The 23,159-nt window shown below is 74.9% G+C and carries 17 protein-coding genes; 12 read left to right on the top strand and 5 right to left on the bottom strand.

What is annotated here, in order from left to right:
• The first annotated feature begins 40 nt into the window (after positions 1-40).
• A complete protein-coding gene (gene glgP, locus FZ988_RS03740; protein ID WP_149202675.1) occupies positions 41-2,626 on the top strand; it encodes an alpha-glucan family phosphorylase in 2,586 nt (861 codons plus the stop codon).
• Between the two features lie 10 nt (positions 2,627-2,636).
• On the opposite strand, the gene FZ988_RS03745 is transcribed toward glgP, so the two are convergent.
• Both FZ988_RS03745 and glgX read right to left on the bottom strand, forming a co-directional pair.
• Positions 2,637-4,418, bottom strand: a complete 1,782-nt coding sequence (locus FZ988_RS03745) for an FAD-binding dehydrogenase (RefSeq protein WP_149202676.1) — start codon at positions 4,416-4,418, stop codon at positions 2,637-2,639.
• Between the two features lie 108 nt (positions 4,419-4,526).
• Positions 4,527-6,728, bottom strand: coding sequence for a glycogen debranching protein GlgX (gene glgX / locus FZ988_RS03750; protein ID WP_149202677.1), 2,202 nt, complete (start codon positions 6,726-6,728; stop codon positions 4,527-4,529).
• A gap of 230 nt (positions 6,729-6,958) precedes the next feature.
• Between glgX and FZ988_RS03755 the strand changes: the two genes are divergently transcribed.
• Both FZ988_RS03755 and FZ988_RS03760 read left to right on the top strand, forming a co-directional pair.
• Complete coding sequence (locus FZ988_RS03755; protein WP_149202678.1) at positions 6,959-7,753, top strand: electron transfer flavoprotein subunit beta/FixA family protein; 795 nt, start codon at positions 6,959-6,961, stop codon at positions 7,751-7,753.
• A gap of 40 nt (positions 7,754-7,793) precedes the next feature.
• Positions 7,794-8,798: an electron transfer flavoprotein subunit alpha/FixB family protein gene (locus FZ988_RS03760; protein ID WP_149202679.1), complete on the top strand. Its 1,005-nt coding sequence runs from the start codon at positions 7,794-7,796 to the stop codon at positions 8,796-8,798.
• A gap of 98 nt (positions 8,799-8,896) precedes the next feature.
• Here FZ988_RS03760 and FZ988_RS03765 read toward each other — a convergent pair whose 3' ends face one another.
• On the bottom strand, positions 8,897-9,874 hold the full coding sequence (locus FZ988_RS03765) for a phosphotransferase family protein (protein ID WP_149202680.1): 978 nt from the start codon (positions 9,872-9,874) through the stop codon (positions 8,897-8,899).
• Positions 9,875-9,981: 107 nt separating this feature from the next.
• On the opposite strand from FZ988_RS03765, the gene FZ988_RS03770 reads away from it, so the two are divergent.
• The 6 genes from FZ988_RS03770 to FZ988_RS03795 all read left to right on the top strand — a co-directional run bounded on the left by FZ988_RS03770 (position 9,982) and on the right by FZ988_RS03795 (position 17,361).
• Positions 9,982-11,154, top strand: a complete 1,173-nt coding sequence (locus tag FZ988_RS03770) for a cysteine desulfurase family protein (RefSeq protein ID WP_246169249.1) — start codon at positions 9,982-9,984, stop codon at positions 11,152-11,154.
• 42 nt (positions 11,155-11,196) lie between these two features.
• Positions 11,197-12,330 (top strand): tRNA 2-thiouridine(34) synthase MnmA, encoded by a 1,134-nt coding sequence (mnmA, locus tag FZ988_RS03775; protein ID WP_149202682.1) that lies wholly within the window; start codon positions 11,197-11,199, stop codon positions 12,328-12,330.
• A gap of 73 nt (positions 12,331-12,403) precedes the next feature.
• Positions 12,404-13,447: a uroporphyrinogen decarboxylase/cobalamine-independent methonine synthase family protein gene (locus tag FZ988_RS03780; protein WP_149202683.1), complete on the top strand. Its 1,044-nt coding sequence runs from the start codon at positions 12,404-12,406 to the stop codon at positions 13,445-13,447.
• Between the two features lie 117 nt (positions 13,448-13,564).
• Entirely contained in the window at positions 13,565-16,021 is a 2,457-nt protein-coding gene (gene ligA / locus FZ988_RS03785) for an NAD-dependent DNA ligase LigA (RefSeq protein WP_246169186.1), read from the top strand.
• On the top strand, positions 16,018-16,800 hold the full coding sequence (locus FZ988_RS03790; RefSeq protein ID WP_149202684.1) for a GNAT family N-acetyltransferase: 783 nt from the start codon (positions 16,018-16,020) through the stop codon (positions 16,798-16,800). The genes ligA and FZ988_RS03790 overlap by 4 nt, the downstream gene beginning before the upstream one ends.
• Before the next feature lie 57 nt (positions 16,801-16,857).
• On the top strand, positions 16,858-17,361 hold the full coding sequence (locus FZ988_RS03795; RefSeq protein ID WP_149202685.1) for a pilus assembly protein CpaE: 504 nt from the start codon (positions 16,858-16,860) through the stop codon (positions 17,359-17,361).
• A gap of 24 nt (positions 17,362-17,385) precedes the next feature.
• Here the strand turns inward: FZ988_RS03795 and FZ988_RS03800 are convergent, their stop codons facing one another.
• Positions 17,386-18,039 (bottom strand): response regulator, encoded by a 654-nt coding sequence (locus tag FZ988_RS03800; RefSeq protein ID WP_149202686.1) that lies wholly within the window; start codon positions 18,037-18,039, stop codon positions 17,386-17,388.
• A gap of 147 nt (positions 18,040-18,186) precedes the next feature.
• The gene (locus FZ988_RS03805; protein WP_149202687.1) at positions 18,187-19,623 is read right to left on the bottom strand and encodes a sensor histidine kinase; all 1,437 of its coding nucleotides are present in this window, start codon (positions 19,621-19,623) and stop codon (positions 18,187-18,189) included.
• Between the two features lie 123 nt (positions 19,624-19,746).
• On the opposite strand from FZ988_RS03805, the gene gatC reads away from it, so the two are divergent.
• From gatC to gatB, 3 genes are all read left to right on the top strand, one after another.
• Positions 19,747-20,043 carry an Asp-tRNA(Asn)/Glu-tRNA(Gln) amidotransferase subunit GatC gene (gene gatC / locus FZ988_RS03810; RefSeq protein ID WP_149202688.1) on the top strand — a complete coding sequence of 99 codons (297 nt, stop codon included), beginning with the start codon at positions 19,747-19,749 and terminating at the stop codon, positions 20,041-20,043.
• Between the two features lie 95 nt (positions 20,044-20,138).
• Positions 20,139-21,656: an Asp-tRNA(Asn)/Glu-tRNA(Gln) amidotransferase subunit GatA gene (gene gatA / locus FZ988_RS03815; RefSeq protein WP_149203066.1), complete on the top strand. Its 1,518-nt coding sequence runs from the start codon at positions 20,139-20,141 to the stop codon at positions 21,654-21,656.
• Entirely contained in the window at positions 21,653-23,158 is a 1,506-nt protein-coding gene (gatB, locus tag FZ988_RS03820) for an Asp-tRNA(Asn)/Glu-tRNA(Gln) amidotransferase subunit GatB (RefSeq protein ID WP_149202689.1), read from the top strand. The genes gatA and gatB overlap by 4 nt, the downstream gene beginning before the upstream one ends.
• The last annotated feature ends 1 nt before the right edge of the window (position 23,159 follow it).

The raw sequence follows: 23,159 nt of genomic DNA on the forward strand, positions 1-23,159 counted from the left end.
CCCTGGAGCGAAGATCGACCCCGCGCGTAGGCTCGCCCGGGTGAGAGCGATCCGCAGGTTCACTGTCCGCACCGTCCTGCCCGCCGAGCTCGCCGACCTGGACGAGCTCGCCCACAACCTGAGGTGGTCCTGGCACCCACCGACCCGCGACCTGTTCGCGGGCATCGAACCCGACCTGTGGGGCGAGGTGCGCGGGGACCCCGTCGCACTCCTCGGCGCGCTGAGCCCGGAGCGCCTCGAGGCCCTCGCTGCCGACCAGGGCTTCGTGGGCCGCGTCCGTGAGGCCGCCGAGGACCTGGCGGCCTACCTCGCCGAGCCCCGTTGGTACCAGGGCGAGGCCGCCGCCGGGGCGACCGAGCCGCTCCCGCGGGCCATCGCGTACTTCTCGCCCGAGTTCGGCATCACCTCGGTGCTGCCGCAGTACTCGGGCGGCCTGGGCATCCTCGCGGGCGACCACCTCAAGAGCGCGTCCGACCTCGGCGTCCCGATCGTCGGCGTCGGGCTCCTATACGGCGCCGGCTACTTCAAGCAGGCGCTGACGCGCGACGGCTGGCAGGTCGAGAGCTACCCCGTCATCGACCCCGACGGCCTGCCCCTGACCCTCCTGCGCGAGGCCGACGGCGCGCCGTCACGCGTGTCGCTGGGCCTGCCGGGCGGCCGGACGCTCCACGCCCACGTGTGGCGTGCCGCCGTCGGGCGCGTCCCGCTGCTGCTCCTCGACTCGAACGTCCCCGAGAACGACGAGCTCGCACGCAAGGTCACGGACCGGCTGTACGGCGGGGGCGGCGAGCACCGGCTCCAGCAGGAGCTGCTCCTGGGCGTCGGCGGGGTGCGGGCGCTGCGCGTCTGGTCACGCCTCACGGGGGCGCCGGAGCCGGAGGTCTACCACACCAACGAGGGCCATGCCGGGTTCCTCGGCATCGAGCGCATCCGCGAGCTCGTGGGGGACGGCGGCCTGACCTTCGACGAGGCGCTCGAGGCGGTGCGGGCGGCGACCGTGTTCACGACGCACACGCCCGTCCCGGCCGGCATCGACCGGTTCGAGGCGTCGCTCGTCGCCCAGCACTTCGGTGGTGACAACGCGATCCCCGGCGTCCCGGTCGAGCGCGTCCTCGCGCTCGGCGCCGAGGACTACGAGGGCGGTGACCCGACGCTGTTCAACATGGCCGTGATGGGCCTGCGGCTCGGTGGGCGCGCGAACGGCGTCTCGGTGCTGCACGGCGAGGTGTCGCGCGGCATGTTCAGCGGGCTCTGGGCCGGGTTCGACCAGGACGAGGTGCCCATCACGTCCGTCACGAACGGCGTGCACTCGCCCACGTGGGTCGACCGCAAGCTCGTCGACCTCGCCGCGCGGCGGCTGTCCGAGGCCGAGCGCGCCGACGGGACGGGCTGGCTCCGGCCGGACGGCGTGCCCGACGAGGACCTCTGGGCGATGCGCCGCACCCTGCGCCACCAGCTCGTGCTCGACGCGCGCGAACGCGTCCGGGTCTCCTGGCAGCGGCGGGGCGCGAGCCCGGCCGAGCTCGGGTGGGTCGACGACGTGCTCGACCCGGACGTCCTGACGATCGGCTTCGCCCGCCGGGTGCCGACCTACAAGCGCCTGACGCTCATGCTGAGCGACCCGGAGCGTCTCACCGCGCTGCTGCTCGACCCCGAGCGGCCCGTCCAGCTAGTGATCGCGGGCAAGTCGCACCCGGCCGACGAGCAGGGCAAGCGGCTCATCCAGGAGCTCGTGCGCTTCGCCGACGACCCGCGCGTGCGCCACCGCATCGTGTTCCTGCCGAACTACGACATCGCGATGGCGAAGGCCCTGTACCCGGGGTGCGACGTCTGGCTCAACAACCCGCTGCGCCCGCTCGAGGCGTGCGGGACGTCGGGCATGAAGGCCGCGCTCAACGGCGGGCTCAACCTCTCGATCCTCGACGGCTGGTGGGACGAGTGGTTCGACCCCGAGTACGGGTGGGCGATCCCGACCGCCGACGGCGTCGACGACCCGGACCGCCGGGACGAGCTCGAGGCGGCCGCGCTGTACGACCTCATCGAGAACCAGGTCACCGCCCGGTTCTACGACCGCGACCGCAACGGCCTGCCGCTGCGGTGGCTCGAGATGGTGCGGCACACGCTCGCGGGCCTCGGTCCCAAGGTCCAGGCGACGCGGATGGTCGGCGAGTACGTCCAGCGTCTCTACGTCCCCGCGGCCGCGGCCGGTCGCGCGCTCGACGGGCCCGGTTACGCGGGTGCGCAGGAGCTCGCCGCATGGAAGGGACGCGTACGGGAGGCGTGGTCGCACGTGCGCGTCGACCACGTGGAGTCCGTGGGCGTCGAGGAGGTCGCGCAGGTCGGCGACCTGCTCCAGGTCCGGGCCTACGTCTCGCTCGGCTCCCTGCGCCCCGAGGACGTCGCGGTCGAGGTCGTGCACGGGCGCGTCTCGGAGGCCGACGAGCTGAGCGGCGTCGAGCACCAGGAGCTCGCCTGGGCCGACGGCTACGAGGCGGGGCGCCACGCGTTCGCGGGCGACGTCCGCCTCACGGCGTCCGGGCCGTTCGGGTACACCGTCCGCGTGGTGCCCAAGCACCGGTTCCTCGCCTCGGCGGCGCAGATGGGTCTGGTCGCGAACGCGGGCTGAGGGCGCCGGGTCAGCCGGCCAGGGCGGCAGCGGCCGCCCTGCCGGCGACCCGGCCCGAGAACAGGCACCCGCCGAGGAACGTGCCCTCGAGCGCACGGTGCCCGTGCATGCCGCCGCCGCCGAAGCCCGACGCCTCCCCGGCCGCCCACACGCCGGCGAGCGGGGAGCCGTCGGGCCGCAGCACGCGTCCCGACAGGTCCGTGTGCAGCCCGCCGAGCGTCTTGCGGGTCAGCACGGACAGGCGCACGGCGAGCAGCGGTCCGTCCTTCGGCTCGAGGATCGGGGCGGGCGGGGCGACACGGATCAGCCGGTCGACGACGTAGCGACGTGCCATGGCGGCGGCGACGACCTGCGGGTCCTTGCCCAGGCCCGTCGCGACCTGGGCGTCGCGCGCCCGGATGGTCTCCTCGAGCGCGCGACCGTCGATGCGCGGCGTCCCGGTGAGCGCGTTCATGCGGCCGGCGAGCTCCCGCGGGGTGCTCGCCCAGCAGAACTCGGGCGACCGCTGCGCGAACCGCTCGACGGGTGCGACGGCGCCGGGCAGGGCGCGCTGGAGCACTCCGCGCACGTCCTTGCCGGTCAGGTCCGGGTTCTGCTCGGAGCCCGAGAGCGCGAACTCCGTCCCCATGATCGTCTTGTTGAGCACGAACCACGAGTGGTCGTCCCCGCGCCCGACGACGTGGCGCAGCGCCCCGAGCGCGTCGAACCCGGGAAACAGGGGAGCGGGCAGGCGCCCGCCGTCGGCGTCGAGCCACAGCGAGCTCGGGCCGGGCAGGATGCGGATGCCGTGCCGGTTCCACACGGGCGAGTGGTTCGCGACCCCCTCGGGGTAGTGCCACATGCGCCCCGCGTGCACGAGGTGCCCGCCGGCGGCGACCGCGGTCGCGATCATCGCCCCGTCGACATGGTCGGGCACGCCCGAGAGCATGCGGTCGGGCAGCAGGCCGTGCTCGGCGGGCCAGCTCGCGCGCACGAGGTCGTGGTTGGCGCCGATGCCGCCCGACGTGACGAGGACGGCGTCCGCCTCGACCTCGAACGCACCGACGACCTCGCGTGAGGACGGCGCGCCGCGCTCGGCGGCGTCGGGTGCGAGCACGTCTCCCGTGACGCCGGTGACCCGACCGCCCGTCGTCGTCAGGCCGGTCACGCGGTGCCGCGTGCGGACCGACAGCAGACCCGCCGCGTGCGCGTCGCGCAGCGCCGCGACGAACGGTGCGCAGATCGCGGGACCCGTGCCCCACACGATGTGGAAGCGGGGCACGGAGTTGCCGTGCCCGCCCGGCAGGTGGCCCCCGCGCTCCGCCCACTGGACCGCCGGGAAGAACCGCACCCCGCGTGCGTGCAGCCACGGCCGCATCTCGCCCGCCGCGAAGTCGACGAAGGCCTGCGCCCACGCACGGGGATGGGCGTCCCAGGGGTCGTCGGGGTCGAAGGCCGCCGACCCGAGCCAGTCGGCCATCGCCAGCTCGGCGCTGTCGCGCACGCCGAGGCGGCGCTGCTCGGGTGAGTCGACGAGGAAGAGGCCCCCGAACGACCACCAGGCCTGGCCACCGAGGCTCGCGACCGGCTCCTGGTCCAGGAGGACCACGCTGCGGCCGGCTGCCGTGAGCTCCGCCGCCGCGACGAGGCCCGCGAGGCCTGCGCCGACGACGACGGCGTCGGCGCGTGCGCGCTCCTGCCTGCCGCCCGGGGCGCCGGCGTGCACGGTGGACGCGTGCGCGGCGGGGCGGGGCGTGCCCGGGGTGGTCGGTCCAGGGGCGGTCGGTCCAGGGGTGACGACGCTGTCAGCCATGCGCGCAGCCTAGGCGGACGGCACCCGCCTGCGGGAGGGGGCGGCCGTCACGCAGCCGCCGCCCTCACGTCGTCCCGGCCGTCGCACGCCCTCAGCACGGTCCCGTCGTCACGGTGCGACGTAGACGCGCATCGCGAGCGGCTCGAGCGTGAGCTCGTCACCCGGCACCGCGTGCAGGCCGCCGTTGGTCTCGGCGGCGACCCGGACCTCGCCGGGGTGCTCCCAGGTCGAGTCCCACGCGAGCTCCCAGTGCTCGCGCGTGCCGTCGGCGAGGGTGATGTCGACGGGGTCGAGGGCGCCGTTGAGCACGAGGAGCACCGAGGACCCGTCGTCCGCGGTGCGCGTCATCTGCAGCGTCCGCACCGCGGGGTCGAGCCAGTGGTGGTGCGCGAACGGTGTCCCGTCGGCCAGACGCCAGTCGAGGTCCGGCCGCGGGTCCGCCGCGCTGCGCGGCTGGCCACGGTAGAAGTGCATCGACCGCAGGGCCGCGTTCTCGTGCCGCAGCCGCAGCAGGTGCCGGGTCGTCGCGAGCAGGTTCTCGCGCCACTCGGTGAGCTCCCAGTCGACCCACGACGTCTCGTCGTCGAGGCAGTACGCGTTGTTGTTGCCGCGCTGCGTGCGACCGATCTCGTCGCCGGCCGTGATCATCGGGGTCCCGGCCGCGAGCACCAGCGTGCCGAGCAGGTTGCGGATCGACCGGCGGCGCAGGGGCAGGATCTCGAGGCCGACGCCCTTGTCACGCACCGGGCCCTCGATGCCGTGGTTCCAGGACCGGTTGTCGTCGCTGCCGTCGCGGTTGCCCTCGCCGTTCGCGTGGTTGTGCTTGTGCTCGTAGGCGACGAGGTCGGCGAGCGTGAACCCGTCGTGCGCGGTCACGTAGTTGATCGAGGCGACGACGCCGCGCATGAGCGGCGGGTCGGTGTACCCGAACAGGTCGGCCGAGCCCGCGAGGCGGGTCGCGAGGTCGCGCACCCCGTGGCCCGGACGGCCGTGCGCGGCCTGGGCCGGGTCGCCGAGCCAGAACGTGCGCACGGCGTTGCGGAAGCGGTCGTTCCACTCGGCCATCGGTGCCGGGAACGCGCCCGTGCGCCACCCGCCGGGGCCCACGTCCCACGGCTCGGCGATGAGCTTGAGCCCGCTCAGCACCGGGTCGGTCTGGAGCGCGACGAGGAACGGGTGGTCCTGCTCGAAGCCGATCGCGGAGCGCCCGAGCGTCACCGCGAGGTCGAACCGGAACCCGTCGACGCCCACGACGTCGGCCCAGTACCGCAGGGAGTCGAGCGTCATCTGCACGACGCGTGGGCGTCGGAAGTCGAGCGAGTTGCCGCACCCGGTGACGTCGGCGAACCGCGCGGGCCGCCCGCCGTCGTGCAGGTAGTAGAGGGTGGGGTCCAGGCCGCGCCAGCTCAGCTGCGGCCCGTCGGTCCCGCCCTCGCAGGTGTGGTTGTAGACGACGTCGAGGACGACCTCGAGGCCGGCGCGGTGCAGCAGCTGGACCATGCCCTTGACCTCGGAGAGGACGGCCTGCGAGCCCGCGGCCCGAGCGCCCTGCGTCGCGTAGGCGGGGTTGGGTGCGAAGAACCCGAGGGTGTTGTAGCCCCAGTAGTTGGTCAGGCCGCGCGCGACGAGGTGCGGCTCGTCCGCCACCGCGTGGATGGGCAGCAGCTCGACGGTCGTGACGCCGAGCGAGAGCAGGTGCTCGATCGTCGCGGGGTGCGCGAGGCCCGCGTACGTGCCGCGCAGCTCCGCGGGGACCCCGGGCAGCCGCTGCGTCAGGCCGCGCACGTGCGCCTCGTAGATCACGGTGTCCGTCCACGGGACGTGCGGACGGGGCGTGGGCTCGCCGTCGAACCGGTCGTCCACGACGACGGCGTGCGGCACGTGGGCGCGCGAGTCGGTGGGGTCGAGCTCCGGGCCCGGTCCCAGGGTGCGGCCCTCGGCGTCGACCCGGTGCCCGTACACCGCGGGGCCGAGCGCGACCTCGCCCTCGAGAGCGCGCGCGTAGGGGTCGACGAGCAGCTTCGCGGGGTTGTAGCGCGTCCCGGCTGCCGGGTCCCACGCCCCGTGCGCGCGGAAGCCGTAGTGCTGGCCCACCCGGACACCGGGGACGTGCCCGTGCCAGACGCCGTACGCGGGGCCGTCGAGCGGGATGCGGCGTTCGGTCCAGCCGTCGGCGCTCGCGGGGTCACGGTCGAGCAGGCAGAGGTCGACGGCCTCGGCGTGGGAGGCGAGGACGGCGACGTCCACGCCGTCGCCGGTCAGGTGGACGCCGAGGCGGGGGGGACGCCCACGTGGCGGCTGCACGTTCATCACCTCAATTCTGGACCAGGTCGGGTGCAGCTCCGGACACCGGCCGCGCGTCGAGCGGTCGGTCCGTGCCGACGGGTGGGGGCGGGGCGGCGGGACGCCTGACCCATCGGCCGTGCGCCGGGGCCCATGAGGACCGTGGGCGGGTGGTCCGGGGCGAACGGGGAACCGTCGGTGCGGGGTACCCTTCCGGGGGTCGAGAGCCGAGCCCGACGAGCGGAGAGCTGAGCCGGATGAAGATCGTGGTCTGCGTCAAGCACGTCCCTGACCTGCAGGCCGAGCGCCGCTTCACCGACGACGGCCGCGTCGACCGCGGGCAGGGTGACGGAACCCTCAACGAGCTCGACGAGAACGCGGTCGAGGCCGCGGTGGCCCTCGTCGAGGCGCACGGCGGCGAGGTCGTGGTCCTGACCATGGGACCCGAGGACGCCGAGGACGCCGTGCGCCGGGGGCTCCAGATGGGTGCCGACACCGCTGTCCACGTGCTGGACGCGGCCATCGAGGGGTCCGACGCCTTCGGGACCGCCGAGGTGCTGGCCGCAGCGGTCCGGGCGATCGGGGCCGAGGGTCCCGTCGACCTGGTGGTGACGGGCATGGCCTCGCTCGACGGCCTGATGTCGGTCGTGCCGAGCCTCCTGTCCGCGCACCTCGGGCTCCCGCAGGCCACCCTCGCGGCCGAGCTGACCGTCGACCCCGAGGCGCGGACGGTACGGGTCCGCCGTGAGCTCGACCACGCCACCGAGGTGCTCGAGGCGTCGCTGCCCGCCGTGGTGAGCGTGACCGACCAGGCCAACGAGCCGCGCTACCCGTCCTTCAAGGGGATCATGGCCGCGCGCAAGAAGCCCGTGGTCACCTGGACGCTCGCCGACCTGGGCGTCGACCCCTCCGACGTGGGCGAGGCTGGCGCGCGCACGCGCGTGCTCGAGGCCACCCCGCGGCCCCCGCGCGAGGATCGCGTGCTCATCACCGACGACGGCGACGCAGGCCTGCGCCTGGCCGCCTACCTCGTCGAGAACCGCCTCGTCTGACCGACGCCCGGCCCGAACCGCGTCCGCACCTGGAGCACCCATGATCGAGACCGCAGCCGCAGGATCCGCGCCCGCCGACGCGCCCGTCCTCGTCCTCGTCGACCACCACGACGCGGGCGTGCGGGCACCCGTGCTCGAGCTCCTCACGGTCGCGCGGGGCCTCGGCGTCGTGCACGCCGTGTGGTTCGGCGACGGCGTCGAGGGTGCGCTCGAGCAGCTCGGCGCCTACGGGGTCGCGACCGTGCACCAGGTGACCGTCGGTGACGGCACCGCGCCCCTGCCGCCGTCGGCCGCCGAGGCGCTCGCGGAGGTGCTCGTCGCCAGCGGTGCGACCACCGTGCTGGTGTCCTCGACGTTCGAGAACAAGGAGGTCGCCGCGCGCCTCGCCCTCGTGGCCGACGCGGGCCTCGTCGTCGACGCCTCGGGCGTGGAGCGCGAGGCGGACGGCCGCGTCGTCACGGTCCAGCAGGCCTTCGCCTCGACCTGGACCGTGCGGGCCGAGGTCCGCGCCGGGCGGGCGGTCGTCGCGCTCAAGGCCAACGCCGCTCCGGCGGAGCCCGTCGAGGCACCCCGCACGCCCCACGTGCTGCGCCACGAGGTCACCCTCGCGAGCGACCACGGCGTGCGCGTCGTCGAGCGGACGCCGCGTGCGGCCTCGGACCGACCGGAGCTCGGGGAGGCCCAGGTCGTCGTCGTCGGCGGGCGCGGGACCGAGGGCGACTTCAGCGTGGTCGAGGAGCTCGCGGACGCCCTCGGCGGCGCCGTGGGTGCGACACGCGTCGCGACCGACGAGGGGTGGATCGGCCACGAGGCGCAGATCGGGCAGACCGGCGTGACCATCTCGCCCCGCCTGTACATCGGTGCGGGCGTCTCAGGGGCGGTCCACCACCGGGGCGGCATGCAGGCGTCCGGCACGATCGTGGCCGTCAACAACGACCCCGAGGCGCCCATCTTCGAGATCGCCGACCTCGGAATCGTCGGTGACCTGTTCACGGTCCTCCCGCAGGCGACGGCCGAGATCCGGCGCCTGGCCGCCGAGCGCTGACGCAGGGCTCGCCGACGCGCGGGACGCGCTGGTGCGTCGACCCGCGGGACCCGCCGGGTGCGGTGACGAGCAGCGCGCCTGCGCGCCCGTGCCGCGGCTCAGAAGCGGCGCAGCCACTCGAGCGCGGTGTGCCCCTGCGCGATCTGGAAGGCCCGCAGGTTGGCGATCCCCGGCGGGGCCGGCTGGACGGACCCGTGGACGAAGAACCCGGCCAGGCCGGCGAGCACGGCGCGCACCGCGTCCGGGTCCGCGCCCTGGGCGTTGGGGTGCGACCAGAAGTGGTCCGCCGAGTCCCCGCCGCCCTGCATCGCGACGCTCGGGAGCATGGCCAGGAGGTCGTACCAGCGCGCGCCCGCGGTCGCGGCGTGCGGCCAGTCGATCAGCCACACGTGCTCGGGGCTCAGCATGACGTTGTCGGCACGGAGGTCGCCGTGGACGAGCGAGTCGCCCGTCGCGGCCGCCGGCCCGTCACCGGCCCAGGCGACGAGGTCGTCCAGGTGGGCGACCATCCACTCCCGGTGCGGGCCGACGGCGTCGGCCGCCCGGTCGAGCGCGGGTCCGTCGGCGGCGAGGCGCGCCCAGCCGGTCATCATCGGCGCGACGGCGTCCGCGAGGCGCTGCAGACCGGTCGGGCCGGGCGTGCCGGCCTCGGCGAGCGTGGTCAGTGCCCCGAGCACGCGCGTGAGCTCCTCCGGGCGCCACGGGTACTCGGGTGCCGAGCCCTCGACCGCCGCGAAGCCGAGCATCACCCAGGCCCCGTCGTCGTGCGACCAGAGCAGGGGAGGCGCGTCGACGCCGGCCGGGACGAGGGACGCCGCACGGATCTCGGCGCGCGCGAGGTCGGGCGAGTCGGGGTTCTGCTCGGGCGAGACGGCCTTGACGAAGACCTCGGTGCCGTCGCCCATGCCCAGCAGCGCGGCGTAGCCCGGGCTGAAGCCGCTCGTCGCGGCGGACTCGGTGACGACCTCCGCGCCGTGCAGCTCGGCGATGCGTGCCCGGACCGAGCGGGGCAGGTCGGCCCAGCTCAGCCGCGAACCGCTGAAGGCCAGGGGAGCCGTGCTCCGGTGCGAGGTCACGGATGGATTGTGCCAGCCGCTCCCTAGACTCGGGGGTCGTGACCACCGTCCCGCGTCCCGCCAGACCCGCGCGTGAGGTCTACCTCGACCACGCCGCGACGACGCCGATGCACCCGGACGCCCTCGAGGCGATGGTCGAGGTCCTTCGACGGACCGGCAACCCGTCGTCCCTGCACGGCCCCGGCCGCGCCGCGCGGCGTGTCGTCGAGGAGTCCCGCGAGCAGCTCGGCGCCCTGCTGGACGCTCGGCCGAGCGAGGTCGTGCTCACGGGTGGCGGGACCGAGGCCGACAACCTCGCGGTCAAGGGGATCTTCTGGTCCCGGACGGCGCAGGACCCGGCCCGGCGGCGCGTCCTCGTCTCCGCGGTCGAGCACCACGCCGTCCTCGACCCGGCGGCGTGGCTCGCCGAGGCCGAGGGCGCCGAGGTCGTGCTCCTGCCCGTCGACGCCGCGGGACGGCTCCGCCTGGACGCGCTCGAGGCGGAGCTCGCCGAGCACGGTGCGACGACGGCTCTGGTGAGCGTGATGTGGGCGAACAACGAGATCGGGACGGTTCAGCCGATCACGGAGGTCGTCGAGCTCGCGCACCGCTACGGCGTCCCGGTGCACGCGGACGCCGTCCAGGCCGTCGGGCACCTGCCGGTGAGCTTCGCGTCGAGCGGGCTCGACGCCATGACGTTCTCGGGGCACAAGCTGGGCGGGCCGGTGGGCGTCGGTGCGCTCGTCGCGCGCCGGGACCTGGGGCTCGTGCCCGTGCTGCACGGCGGCGGCCAGGAGCGGTCCGTGCGCTCCGGCACCGTCGACACGGCGGCGGCCCGGGCGCTGACCGTCGCGCTCGACCGCGCGCTCGCGGAGCTGCCCGCGGAGGCGGTGCGCCTGGCGGGCCTGCGCGACGCGCTGGTCGCGGGGGCCCGTGCGGCCGTGGAGGGCGCGGTGCTGCGTGGACCGGAGCCGGGCGGGTCCGGCGACGCGCACGACCTCGACGGGGCCGTGCGTCTGCCGGGCAACGCGCACCTCACGTTCGCTGGCTGCGAGGGCGACTCCCTGCTCTACCTCCTCGACAGCCGCGGCATCGCGTGCTCGACGGGGTCCGCGTGCCAGGCGGGCGTGCCGCAGGCCTCGCACGTGCTGCTCGCGTGCGGGGTGGACCCGGACGAGGCGCGGGGGGCGTTGCGGTTCTCGTTCGGTCGCACGTCGACGGATGCCGATGTCGCGGCGGTGCTCTCGGCGCTCCCCGAGGTCGTCGAGCGTGCGCGAGCCGCGGGGCCAGCCTCGCGGTAGGGCCTGCGGGGGCGTGCCGGGGGTCGACGTACCCTTGCCGTCATGCGTGTCCTGGCTGCCCTCTCCGGAGGTGTCGACTCCGCGGTCGCCGCGGCGCGGGCGGTCGACGCGGGGCACGACGTCGTCGGCGTCCACATGGCGCTCTCCCGCAACCGCGACCAGTTCCGCACCGGCTCGCGCGGCTGCTGCTCGATCGAGGACGCGGGCGACGCGCGTCGGGCCGCCGACGTGCTGGGCATCCCGTACTACGTGTGGGACCTGTCCGAGCGGTTCGAGCAGACGGTGGTCGCGGACTTCGTCGCCGAGTACGAGGCGGGCCGCACGCCCAACCCGTGCGTGCGCTGCAACGAGCACATCAAGTTCGAGGCGCTCCTCGACAAGGGCGTCGCGCTGGGCTTCGACGCCGTGTGCACGGGCCACTACGCCCGCATCGAGACCGGTGCCGACGGCCGACGCGAGCTGCACCGCGCGCGCGACGCCGCGAAGGACCAGTCGTACGTGCTCGCCGTGATGGGTCCGGAGCGGCTCGCGCGGGCGATGTTCCCGCTGGGCGACGCGGCATCCAAGGACGACGTCCGGGCCGAGGCCGCCGCCCGCGGGCTGGGCGTGAGCGCGAAGCCGGACTCGTACGACATCTGCTTCGTGGCCGACGGTGACACCCAGGGGTTCCTGCGCGAGCGGCTCGGGTCGCGGCCGGGGGACGTGGTCGACGTCGACGGCGTCGTCGTCGGCGCGCACGACGGGGCGTACGCCTTCACCGTCGGCCAGCGCAAGGGCCTGGGCATCGACCGGCCGGCCGCCGACGGGCGCCCCCGCTACGTGCTCGACGTGCGCCCGTCGAGCAACACCGTCGTCGTCGGTGCGGCCGAGCTGCTCACCGTCCGGGGGCTGCGGGGGGAGCGTGCGGTCTGGTTCGGGTCGCTCGGCCGGGACGAGGGGGCCGGTGACGCGCGGGACGAGGACCACGCGTGGACCGCGTGCCGTGTGCAGGTGCGTGCTCACGGGGCGCCGGTCGCGGCGCGGGCACGCGTCGTCGCCGGCCCGGACGGTCCGGGCAGCGGCGTCGAGGTCGCGCTCGACGAGCCGCTGCGGGGCGTCGCCCCCGGCCAGTCGGTCGTCCTCTACGACGGCACCCGGGTGCTCGGCCAGGCGACGGTCGCGGCCTCCGTCCGCTGACGGGCCCGCGCGCGCGGACGACGGTCGGCGGGACCTCCGCGACGGTGCAGACTTCTCCCGTGGAGAACCCGCGATGACAGGTGTGACCGCCCTGGGACCGTGGCCGGGGAAGCGGGTGCTCGAGGCCCAGCGGACCGTGCTCGGCGACCTGACCGACGTGCCGGACGGGGTCGAGGGCCTGCCCGTGGCCCTCCAGCTCTCGGCGCGTGGCCCGGAGGCCTCGTCGGTCGCGCGCACCGCGGCGCTGCTCACCGACATGCCGATCGAGCTCGGGACGCACGGCTGGAAGCTCGCGGACCGGCCCGGGGCGGACCTCGGGCGCGTGCGTGCCCTGATGCGCGAGGACCTCGACGCCCTCGCGGTCGCGGGGCACGACTACTCGGGACCGCTCGTCGTCTCGGTCCGTGGCCCGTGGACGCTCGCGGCGATCCTGTACCTCGCGCGGGGCGACCGCGTGCTGAGCGACACGGGCGCGTCACGGGACCTGGCGGCGTCGCTCGCGGACGGCATCGGCGGGCTCCTCGGCGCCTTGCGGACCGCGGTGCCAGGGGCGCAGCCGGTCGTGGTGCTGCGCGAGCCGATGCTGCCCGACGTGCTGGCCGGGACGGTCGCGACGTTCTCGGGGCACTCGCGCATCCCGGCCCGCACGCGCGAGGAGGCGACCGCGGGCCTCGCGACCGTCGTGGACGCGGCCCGGTCCGCCGGCGCCGCGCGCGTCGTGGCGCACGGCGGGGTCCGGTTCGCGTCGCGGTCCGTGAAGGCGCTCGTGGGGAGCGGGGCCGACGGCGTGGGCCTGGCCGCTGCGTCGCTGAGCGACGTCCAGTGGGAGCAGGTCGCCGCGATGGTCGAGGCCGGGCGCCAGATGTGGTTCGGGCTGCCCCAGGAGAAGCACGGCCGCCGGACGGACGCGGCGCAGGTCGCCAGGCTCGTGGCGGCCCCGTGGCGTCGCGTGGGGCTGCCCGCACGTGGCCTCGCCGACGTCGTCGTCCACTCCGAGACCTCGGGCAGCGTGACCGGCAGCGAGGTCGTGCACTACAAGGCCGTGGACGTGCGGGCGCGGCTCGCGACGGCGATCCACGTCGCGGCGGAGCTCGCGGAGCGCGCGACGGACGACTGACGGCGTGCCCGTGCGTGCCCGTGCGGGTCCGTGCCGCTGCCGGAGCGGGGTCCTCGCACGGGGGCCGAGGCACCTCGCCGGGCGTGCGGTGTCGGTGGGACGCGCCATGATGTGCGGGTGAGCGAGCAGCCCCTGGAACCCGCCCCGGAGCACCCCGTCGACACCGCCGGGCGCGGAGACCCGGCGGCGACCGCGCCGCTCGAGCCGGCCGACGAGGGGCTCGACGAGGCCGCGGCGCGGCACCGCTGGACCGAGGTCGCGGAGGCGATCCGGTCCCACCAGTTCGCCTACTACGTGCGGGACGCGCCCACGGTGAGCGACGCGGAGTACGACGCGCTGCTGCGCCGCCTCACCGCCCTCGAGGACCACTACGCCGAGTACGGCCTGCGCACGCCCGCGTCGCCGACGCAGATGGTCGGCGGCACGTTCTCGACCGACTTCGAGACCGTCGACCACGTCGAGCGCATGCTCAGCCTCGACAACGCCTTCTCCCTCGAGGACGTCGGCGCCTGGGTCGAGCGCACGCAGCGGGACCTCGAGGGCGCCGCGCGCGGCCTGCACTACCTGTGCGAGCTCAAGATCGACGGCCTCGCGATCGCGCTGCTTTACGAGGACGGCCGCCTCACCCGTGCCGCGACCCGCGGCGACGGACGCACGGGTGAGAACGTCACCCTCAACGTGCGGACGATCGAGGGGATCCCGCACGTGCTCGAGGGCACGGACCACCCGGAGCTCATCGAGGTCCGCGGCGAGGTCTTCCTGCCCGTCGCGGGCTTCGCCGAGCTCAACGCCGCACAGGTGGCCGCGGGCAAGGCCCCGTTCGCGAACCCCCGCAACTCGGCCGCCGGGTCGCTGCGGCAGAAGGACCCGCGCGTGACCGCGTCACGTCCGCTGCGCATGCTGTGCCACGGGATCGGGGCCCTGCGGTGGGAGGGCCACCAGGAGGCGACCGCCCGCCAGTCGGAGACGTACGAGCTGCTCGCGTCCTGGGGACTGCCGGTCTCGCCGCGCACCCGGGTCGTCGAGGGCGTCGACGGCATCCGGGAGATGATCGAGTACTACGGCGAGCACCGGCACGACGTCGAGCACGAGATCGACGGCATCGTGATCAAGGTCGATGAGACCGCGCTGCAGCGCCGCCTCGGGGCGACGAGCCGCGCGCCCCGCTGGGCGATCGCCTACAAGTACCCGCCCGAGGAGGTCAACACGCGCCTCCTGGCCATCGAGGTCAACGTCGGCCGGACGGGCCGCGTGACCCCGTTTGCCGTGATGGAGCCCGTGCGCGTCGCCGGCTCGACCGTCGCGATGGCGACCCTCCACAACCAGGACGTGGTGCGGGCCAAGGGCGTCCGCATCGGTGACATGGTCGTGCTGCGCAAGGCGGGCGACGTCATCCCGGAGATCGTCGGCCCGGCGCCGCGTGCCGCGGACGACGACGTGCCGCGGACGGAGTTCGTGATGCCGACGCGGTGCCCGGAGTGCGGCACGCCTCTGCGTGCGCTGCGCGAGGGCGAGATCGACCTGCGCTGCCCCAATGCACGGACCTGCCCGGCGCAGGTGCGCGGCCGCGTCGAGCACATCGGGTCACGTGGTGCGCTCGACATCGAGGCCCTCGGCGAGGTGACCGCTGCTGCGCTCACCCAGCCCGAGGTGCCGGACGTGCCGCCCGTGGTCAACGAGGCGGTGCTGTTCGACCTCGTCGGCTACGACGCCGACGCGCCACCGGCACGGCGCGACGAGGTCCGTCGGGCCAGCCTCGCGCGCCTCGCCGAGGTCGAGGTCGTGGTCCGCGACCCCGAGACGGGTGAGCCGCGCGCCGACGACGACGGTGTCGTGCGCCGCCGCGCGCCCTTCCGCAAGGCTCTTCGGCACACCCGTGCGCAGCTCGCAGCCGCGCAGGCCGAGGGTCGGACCCTGCCGGCGTGGGAACCGTCCTCGAGCGCGCTCACGCTCCTGGACGAGCTGGAGGCGGCCAAGACCAAGCCGCTGTGGCGCGTCCTGGTGGCGCTCTCGATCCGCAACGTCGGGCCCACCGCGGCCCGCGCCCTCGCGGCACGGTTCGGCGCCATGACCGCCCTGCGTGAGGTCCTCGACGGCGACCCGGCGACGGCGGTGGCGCTCCTCTCCGAGGTCGACGGCGTCGGCCCTGTCATCGCCCAGTCGCTGATCGACTGGTACGCCGAGGACTGGCACCGTGACGTCCTCGACCGCTGGGCCGCGGCGGGCGTCCTCATGCGGGACCAGGCGGACGAGGCGGTCGAGCGCACCCTGGACGGGCTCACCGTCGTGGTCACCGGCTCGCTCGACGGCTTCTCGCGCGACGGGGCGAAGGAGGCGATCATCGCGCGCGGCGGCAAGGCCTCGGGCAGCGTCTCGAAGAAGACGGACTTCGTCGTCGTGGGGGAGAACGCGGGGTCGAAGGAGGCCAAGGCGATCGAGCTCGGTCTGACGATCCTCGACGAGGACGGCTTCGAACGGCTGCTCGCGGGCGGCCCGGCGGCCGTCCGGCCGGCCGAGCCGGGCGAGCCGGGCGAGCCGGGCGAGTCGGGCGAGCCGGCCGACGAGGAGGGGTGACCGGCGCGCCGCCCGCGCCCGGCGTCCGCGTCGAGGTCGCGACCTGGCCGGCCGTGACGGTCCACGACGTCGACGGCTGGCGCGTCGGGCTCTCGGGCGGGTTCACGCGCCGGGCCAACAGCGTCGTGCCCCTCGGGGAACCCGCGGACGTGCCGGGCGCGATCGGCAGGGTCGAGGCGCTCTACGCCACGCACGGTCAGCCCGCGGTCTTCCGCGTCTGCGCCGCCGCGCGCCCGCACGACCTCGCTGAGCGGCTCGCGGCGCGCGGCTACCGTCCGGTCGCGGTGACCCAGGTCCTCGTCGCCGACGTCCCGGTGGACGCCGCCGGCACGCCGGCGCCAGCCGGGCTCGGCGTGCCTGCCGGGACGACCCTCGACGTGCGGCCCGAGCCGGACCAGGCCTGGCTCGACGCCTGGCTGGGTGTGAAGGCGACACGCGCCGTCGACGTCACGGCCGCCCGCGCGGTCCTCACCGGGACGCACGCGGACTACCTGAGGCTCACGGGCGAGCGACGCACGGGGCGCGACGCGCAGGTGCTGGGGGCGGTCCGCGCGGCGTACGCCGAGGACTGGGTGGGCCTGTCCTCGCTCGTCGTCGTGCCCGAGGCCCGACGCAGGGGCCTGGCACGAGCCCTCACGGCGGCCGCCCTGACGGTCGCCGGCCGGCGCGGTGCCCGCAGGGCGTTCCTCCAGGTCGAACGGACCAACGAGCCCGCGCGTCGGCTCTACCGCTCCCTGGGGTTCCGGGAGGCGGACGAGTACGCGTACCACGAGCGCTGAAGGCCCGAGCGGCGGTCGCGATGTGCCACGGTGCCCGGTTCGGGTGAGACTGTGCACATGATCTCTGAGCACCTCGCCGCCGAGCTCCGTGACGCGGGCCTGCGGTGGAAGCCCGCCGCCGGCGACCGCTTCGTCATCCCGCAGCCCGGCCTCGAGGGTGAGGTCTTCACCCTGAGCGAGATGACCATCGAGGCGCGGCAGTACCCGAGCGGGACGATCCTGGGCTTCAACGGCACCACGGAGTGGGCGCTCGACTCCGTCGCCCAGGACGACGCCCTCTGGATGCCTCGCGAGGACCAGCTCAGGGAGCTGCTGGGCGGGACGTTCGTGTCCCTGCTCCACGTCGGCGAGCTCGAGCCGGACACACCCGTCGTCACGCCGACACCGGTCGGCACCGCGCACATCGCCTCGCCCATGCCGCGGCCCGCGGGCACCTGGGTCGTCACGACCCGGACGCCCTCGGGTGAGGAGGCCGACTTCGGGGCGACCAACCCGGCCGACGCCTACGGCCTCGCCGTCCTCGCGCTCGTCCGCCACGCCCTGGAGGACGTGCGCGCCTGACGCCCACGCGCCGCCGCGTGAGGGTCAGGTGCGCGTGCCGTCGAGCCAGGCGAGGACCGCGAGCACGCGCCGGTGGTCCTCGGTCGAGGGCGTGAGGTCGAGCTTCATGAGCAGGTTGCCGACGTGCTTCTCGACGGCGCCGTCGCTGACCACGAGGCGCTGCGCGATCGCCGTGTTCGAGCGTCCCTCCGCCATCAGGGCGAGCACCTCGCGCTCCCGCGCGGTGAGCGAGCCCAGGGGGTCGGTGACCCGCCGGGGGACGAGGAGCTGCGCCACGACGTCCGGGTCGAGCACGGTGCCGCCCTCGGCGACCCGCACCACCGCGTCGGCCAGCGCGTCGAGGTCCTGGACCCGGTCCTTGAGGAGGTAGCCGACGCCCCCGCGGCCGTCGGCGAGGAGGTCCCGCGCGTACGACTCCTCGACGTACTGCGACAGCACGAGCACCGCCAGGCCGGGCACCGCCTCGCGGGCGCGCACGGCGGCCCGCAGGCCGTCGTCGGTGAACGTGGGCGGCATCCGCACGTCGAGGATCGCGACATCGGGCCGGTGCTCGAGGACTGCGGGGACGATCGCGTCCGCGTGCTCGACCGCGGCGACGACGGTGTGCCCCGCCTCGTCGAGGAGCCGGACGAGTCCCTCACGGAGCAGGACGGAGTCCTCCGCCAGCACGATGCGCATGGGCACCACTATGGCGTGCCGCCGACACGGCCCGGTGCACCGGTCCAGGACCGGTGCACCGGGCCGCGCCATCCGCCCCGCTCGTCATCCGCGGGTCAGCCGCTGCGTGAGGGCGTGGCTGCGGCACCAGAGAGCACCCGCGGGCGGTCAGCTCCAGGGGAGGTTGGCGGTGATGGTCGTCGGCCCGCCCTGCGGGCTGTGGACCGTCAGCACGCCGCCCAGGCCCTCGATGCGGCCGGCGAGCCCGGCGAGCCCGTGCCCCTTGCCGAGCGCGGCCCCGCCGACGCCGTCGTCCTGGACCTCGATGACCAGGCGTGCGCCTGCGCCAGGGCCCGCGGGCCGGATGCGAACCCACGCGGCGCTCGCCTGCGCGTGCTTCATCGTGTTCGCGAGGGCCTCGCAGACCATGAAGTAGGCCGCGTTCTCGACCGCCGGCGACGGACGGTCCGCTGACGGGAGCTCGACCTCGACGCTCGTGGGGAGCGTCGCGCGGGCCGCCACCGCGGTGATGGCCGCGGCGAGGCCGCGGTCGGCGAGCACGGGCGGTGCGATGCCGCGGGAGAGCGCCCTGAGCTCCGCGAGCGTCTCGGCTGCCTGCGCCCGCGCCGCGGCGAGGAGCTCGCGGGCGGCCTCGGGGTCGTCGTCGAGGCGACGCTCGGCGACCGAGAGGTCCATCGCGAGGCGGACGAGCCGCTGCTGCGGGCCGTCGTGGATGTCCCGCTCGAGGCGACGCAACGAGTGCGTCTCCGCGGCGGCGGCCGCGGCGCGGCGCTCGGTGAGGTCCTGGACCTGGGCGGCGAGGGCCCGGCGGGACGCGCCGGTCAGGAGCGCCTTCGCGGCGAGCTCGTGCAGGCCGACGCACCAGCGGAGCACGGGCATGAGGGTCGCGGCGAACCCGAGGCCGATGATCGCGTTGAGCAGGGACTCGCTGAGCGGGAGGTGCAGGAGCTCCGCGAGGCCGATGTTGTCCTCCTGCCGTGGGATCAGGTTCGCCCAGAACCAGTAGGTGAGCCCGGCGAGCGCACCGGCCCACCACGTGACCGCGACCGACCACGTGAGCACGGACATCGGCAGGGCCAGCAGCGCGTGCAGGGCCGTCGCCCACCGGCGCGGGTCGGTGAGCGTGCTGAACATCGCGCGCAGGCCGGTGCCGCGCGGTGGTGCGTAGACGATCGGCTCGAGGACCGTCCCGCGCAGGGCGAGGCGGCGGCGCTCGAGACGCCCGAGGCCCTGGGTCGCGGCGAGGGTCCCCACGGCGACGGGGATGCCGAGGACCGTCACGAGGAGGCCCGCCGCGAGCGACAGGCCGGACACCGCGACGGTGAAGGACAGGATCGCGAGGGGCAGGGTCGCCAGGAGGTAGGCGGTGTCCCGACCGAGCTGGGCGAGGGGAGACGGCTGCTCCTGGGGCGCCCAGGCCGCCGGCTGGGGCGTCCAGGCCACCTCCTCGGGCGTCCCGGCGTCGTGCCCCTCGGGCTCGGGTGACGTGTGCATGTCTCCACTCGGGACGTCGGCGGGCTCGGGCCGTGCCGGGACGGGCTCGGGCTCCGCCGGTGCGGGTGCTGCGGTCGGCTGCGTGGTCATGACTCGATCCTGGTGGCGCGCCGGGGCGCACCACGATCCTGCTGCCCGGCGGACCCAGGGTAGGGGCAGCCCTACCGGCGGACGGCTCCGGGCGGCGGGCCGGCGCCCACTAGACTCGCCGCCATGTCCACCATCTCCCGCGAGGAGGTCGCGCGTCTGGCGGGCCTCGCCAGGATCGACCTGACCGAGCCCGAGCTGAACCGACTGGCGGGGGAGCTCGACGTGATCGTCGAGTCCGTCGCCCGGGTCAGCGAGGTCGCGACCTCCGACGTCCCGGCCACGAGCCACCCGCTGCCGCTGACCAACGTCTTCCGTGAGGACGTCGTGGAGGCGGCCCTGCCGGTCGAGGACGCCCTCGCGGGCGCACCGTCCGCCGAGGGAGGACGGTTCGCCGTCCCCCAGATCCTGGAGGAGGACTGATGGCCGGCCGTCACGTCGCAGGTTCCGAGGACCCGCCCGGCGGGTCCACCACGCCGGCCGCCGAGGCGGCCACCGCCACGCGCGACCTGACCCGCATGAGCGCTGACGAGCTGTCGCGCGCGCTGCGGGCGGGCGAGGTCACGAGCGTCATGGTCACGCAGGCCCACCTGGACCGGATCGCCGCGGTCGACGGGGCGGTGCACGCGTTCCTGCACGTCGCAGCCGAGGAGGCGCTCGCGACCGCGCGGGACGTCGACGCGCGACGCGCGGCGGGCGAGGAGCTGCACCCGCTCGCGGGGGTGCCGATCGCCGTCAAGGACGTCGTCGTGACGAAGGGCCTCCCGACGACGGCGGGCTCCCGCATCCTCGAGGGCTGGGTCCCGCCCTACGACGCGACGCTGGTGGAGCGGCTCAAGGCCGCAGGCATGCCGATCCTCGGCAAGACGAACATGGACGAGTTCGCGATGGGCTCCTCGACGGAGCACTCCGCGTACGGCAACACCCACAACCCGTGGGACCTGGACCGGATCCCGGGCGGCTCGGGCGGCGGGAGCGCTGCGGCGGTCGCCGCGTACGAGGCCCCGCTCGCGATCGGCACGGACACGGGCGGCTCCATCCGTCAGCCGGGAGCCGTCACGGGCACCGTCGGCGTCAAGCCCACGTACGGCGGCGTCTCCCGCTACGGCCTGATCGCGCTCGCCTCGAGCCTCGACCAGGCGGGCCCGGTGACCCGCACGGTGCTGGACTCGGCGCTCCTGCACGAGGTCATCGGCGGCCACGACCGCCGCGACTCGACATCGCTGCCCGAGCCCCTGCCCGACCTCGTCGGTGCGGCGCGCCTCGGCAGCAGCGGCGACCTCACGGGTGTGCGCGTCGGCGTGGTGCACGAGCTGAACGGCGACGGCTACCAGCCCGGTGTGCGCGCACGGTTCGAGGAGTCGCTCGAGCTCCTGCGCGGCGCTGGCGCCGAGGTCGTCGAGGTCTCCTGCCCGCACTTCGAGTACGCCCTCGCGGCGTACTACCTCATCCTGCCGAGCGAGGCGTCGAGCAACCTCGCGAAGTTCGACGGCATGCGGTTCGGCCTGCGGGTCGTCCCGACGGACGGCCCGGCGACGGCCGAGCGTGTCATGGGCGCGACGCGTGGCGCGGGCTTCGGCGACGAGGTCAAGCGGCGCATCATCCTGGGCACGTACGCCCTGTCCGCGGGCTACTACGACGCGTACTACGGGAGCGCGCAGAAGGTGCGCACCCTGATCCAGCGCGACTTCGAGGCGGCGTTCGAGCAGGCGGACGTCCTCGTCTCGCCGACGGCGCCGACCACGGCGTTCAAGCTCGGGGAGAAGCTCGACGACCCGCTGGCGATGTACCTCAACGACGTCGCGACGATCCCGGCGAACCTCGCGGGCGTCCCCGGCATGTCCGTGCCCAACGGCGTGTCCGACGACGGCCTGCCCGTGGGCTTCCAGATCCTCGCCCCGGCGCGTGCCGACGACCGCCTGTACCGGGTCGGCGCCGCGCTCGAGGCACTGCTCGAGCGCGGCTGGGGAGCGCCGCTCCTGAGCCGGGCACCCGAGCTGCCCACGGCACCGCTGACGGAGGGGACCGCCCGATGAGCACCACCGACCTCGTGGACTACGACGAGGCTGTCGCGCGGTTCGACCCGGTCATCGGGATCGAGGTGCACGTCGAGCTCGGCACGGCCAGCAAGATGTTCGACGGTGCGCCGACGGAGTTCGGCGCCGAGCCGAACACGCAGGTCACGCCCGTGTCCCTGGGCCTGCCGGGGTCCTTGCCCGTGCTCAACCGGACGGCCGTCGAGTCGGCCATCAAGATCGGCCTCGCGCTCAACTGCGAGATCGCCGAGCTGTGCCGGTTCGCGCGGAAGAACTACTTCTACCCGGACGTCCCCAAGAACTTCCAGACGTCGCAGTACGACGAGCCCATCGCGCACGACGGCTGGATCGACATCGAGCTCGAGGACGGCACGGTCGTCCGCGTCGAGATCGAGCGAGCGCACATGGAGGAGGACGCGGGCAAGAACACGCACGTGGGAGGCGCCACCGGCCGCATCCACGGGGCCGAGTACTCGCTCGTCGACTACAACCGTGCCGGCATCCCGCTCGTGGAGATCGTCACGCGACCCATCACGGGGGTCGGCGACCGTGCCCCGGAGGTCGCGCGCGCCTACGTCCAGACGCTGCGCGACATCTTCCGGGGGCTCGGCGTCTCCGAGGCCCGGATGGAACGCGGCAACGTCCGCGCGGACGTCAACGTCTCGCTCCGCCCGACGCCCGAGTCGCCCCTGGGCACCCGGACCGAGACCAAGAACGTCAACAGCTTCCGGTCCGTCGAGCGCGCGGTCCGCTACGAGATCTCCCGGCAGGCGGCGATCCTCGACGCGGGTCGCACGGTCACCCAGGAGACGCGCCACTGGCACGAGGACACGGGCATCACGACCGCCGGGCGCGTCAAGTCCGACGCCGAGGACTACCGCTACTTCCCGGAGCCGGACCTCGTGCCCGTCGCCCCGAGCCGTGCCTGGGTCGAGGAGATCCGCGCGACGCTGCCCGAGGCTCCCGTCGCGCGGCGCCGCCGCCTCCAGGGTGAGTGGGGCTACGCCGACGCCGAGATGCGCGACGTGGTCAACGCCGGCGCGATCGAGCTCATCGAGGCGACGGTCGCTGCGGGCGCCGTACCCGCGGCGGCCCGCAAGTGGTGGATGGGCGAGCTCGCCCGGACGTCCAACACGGAGGGCGTCGAGCTCGCCGACCTGCCGGTCACCCCCGAGCAGATCGCGCAGCTTCAGGGCCTCGTCGACTCGGGCCGTATCAACGACAAGCTCGCGCGTCAGGTCCTGGCGGGCGTGCTCGCGGGGGAGGGGAGCCCCGAGGAGGTCGTCGCGTCCCGCGGGCTCGAGGTCGTCTCGGACGACGGCGCGCTCCTCGCCGCGGTCGACGAGGCGCTCGCCGCCCAGCCCGACATCGCGGCGAAGGTCCGTGCGGGCAACCTCGGACCGGTCGGCGCGATCATCGGGGCCGTCATGAAGGCGACACGGGGGCAGGCCGACGCCGGCCGCGTGCGCGAGCTCGTCCTGGAACGCATCAACCAGGGCTGAG

The organism is Actinotalea subterranea (genome assembly GCF_008364845.1).
GTDB classification, from domain to species: domain Bacteria; phylum Actinomycetota; class Actinomycetes; order Actinomycetales; family Cellulomonadaceae; genus Actinotalea; species Actinotalea subterranea.

Coding starts and splice junctions, on each gene's coding strand:
- FZ988_RS03780 (WP_149202683.1), top strand. CDS start 12,404: ATGACAGGTGTGACCGCCCTGGGACCGTGGCCGGGGAAGCGGGTGCTC.
- FZ988_RS03795 (WP_149202685.1), top strand. CDS start 16,858: ATGATCTCTGAGCACCTCGCCGCCGAGCTCCGTGACGCGGGCCTGCGG.
- FZ988_RS03745 (WP_149202676.1), bottom strand. CDS start 4,418: ATGGCTGACAGCGTCGTCACCCCTGGACCGACCGCCCCTGGACCGACC.
- FZ988_RS03760 (WP_149202679.1), top strand. CDS start 7,794: ATGATCGAGACCGCAGCCGCAGGATCCGCGCCCGCCGACGCGCCCGTC.
- gatB (WP_149202689.1), top strand. CDS start 21,653: ATGAGCACCACCGACCTCGTGGACTACGACGAGGCTGTCGCGCGGTTC.
- mnmA (WP_149202682.1), top strand. CDS start 11,197: ATGCGTGTCCTGGCTGCCCTCTCCGGAGGTGTCGACTCCGCGGTCGCC.
- FZ988_RS03755 (WP_149202678.1), top strand. CDS start 6,959: ATGAAGATCGTGGTCTGCGTCAAGCACGTCCCTGACCTGCAGGCCGAG.
- FZ988_RS03805 (WP_149202687.1), bottom strand. CDS start 19,623: ATGACCACGCAGCCGACCGCAGCACCCGCACCGGCGGAGCCCGAGCCC.
- FZ988_RS03770 (WP_246169249.1), top strand. CDS start 9,982: ATGCACCCGGACGCCCTCGAGGCGATGGTCGAGGTCCTTCGACGGACC.
- gatA (WP_149203066.1), top strand. CDS start 20,139: ATGAGCGCTGACGAGCTGTCGCGCGCGCTGCGGGCGGGCGAGGTCACG.
- FZ988_RS03800 (WP_149202686.1), bottom strand. CDS start 18,039: ATGCGCATCGTGCTGGCGGAGGACTCCGTCCTGCTCCGTGAGGGACTC.
- glgX (WP_149202677.1), bottom strand. CDS start 6,728: ATGAACGTGCAGCCGCCACGTGGGCGTCCCCCCCGCCTCGGCGTCCAC.
- gatC (WP_149202688.1), top strand. CDS start 19,747: ATGTCCACCATCTCCCGCGAGGAGGTCGCGCGTCTGGCGGGCCTCGCC.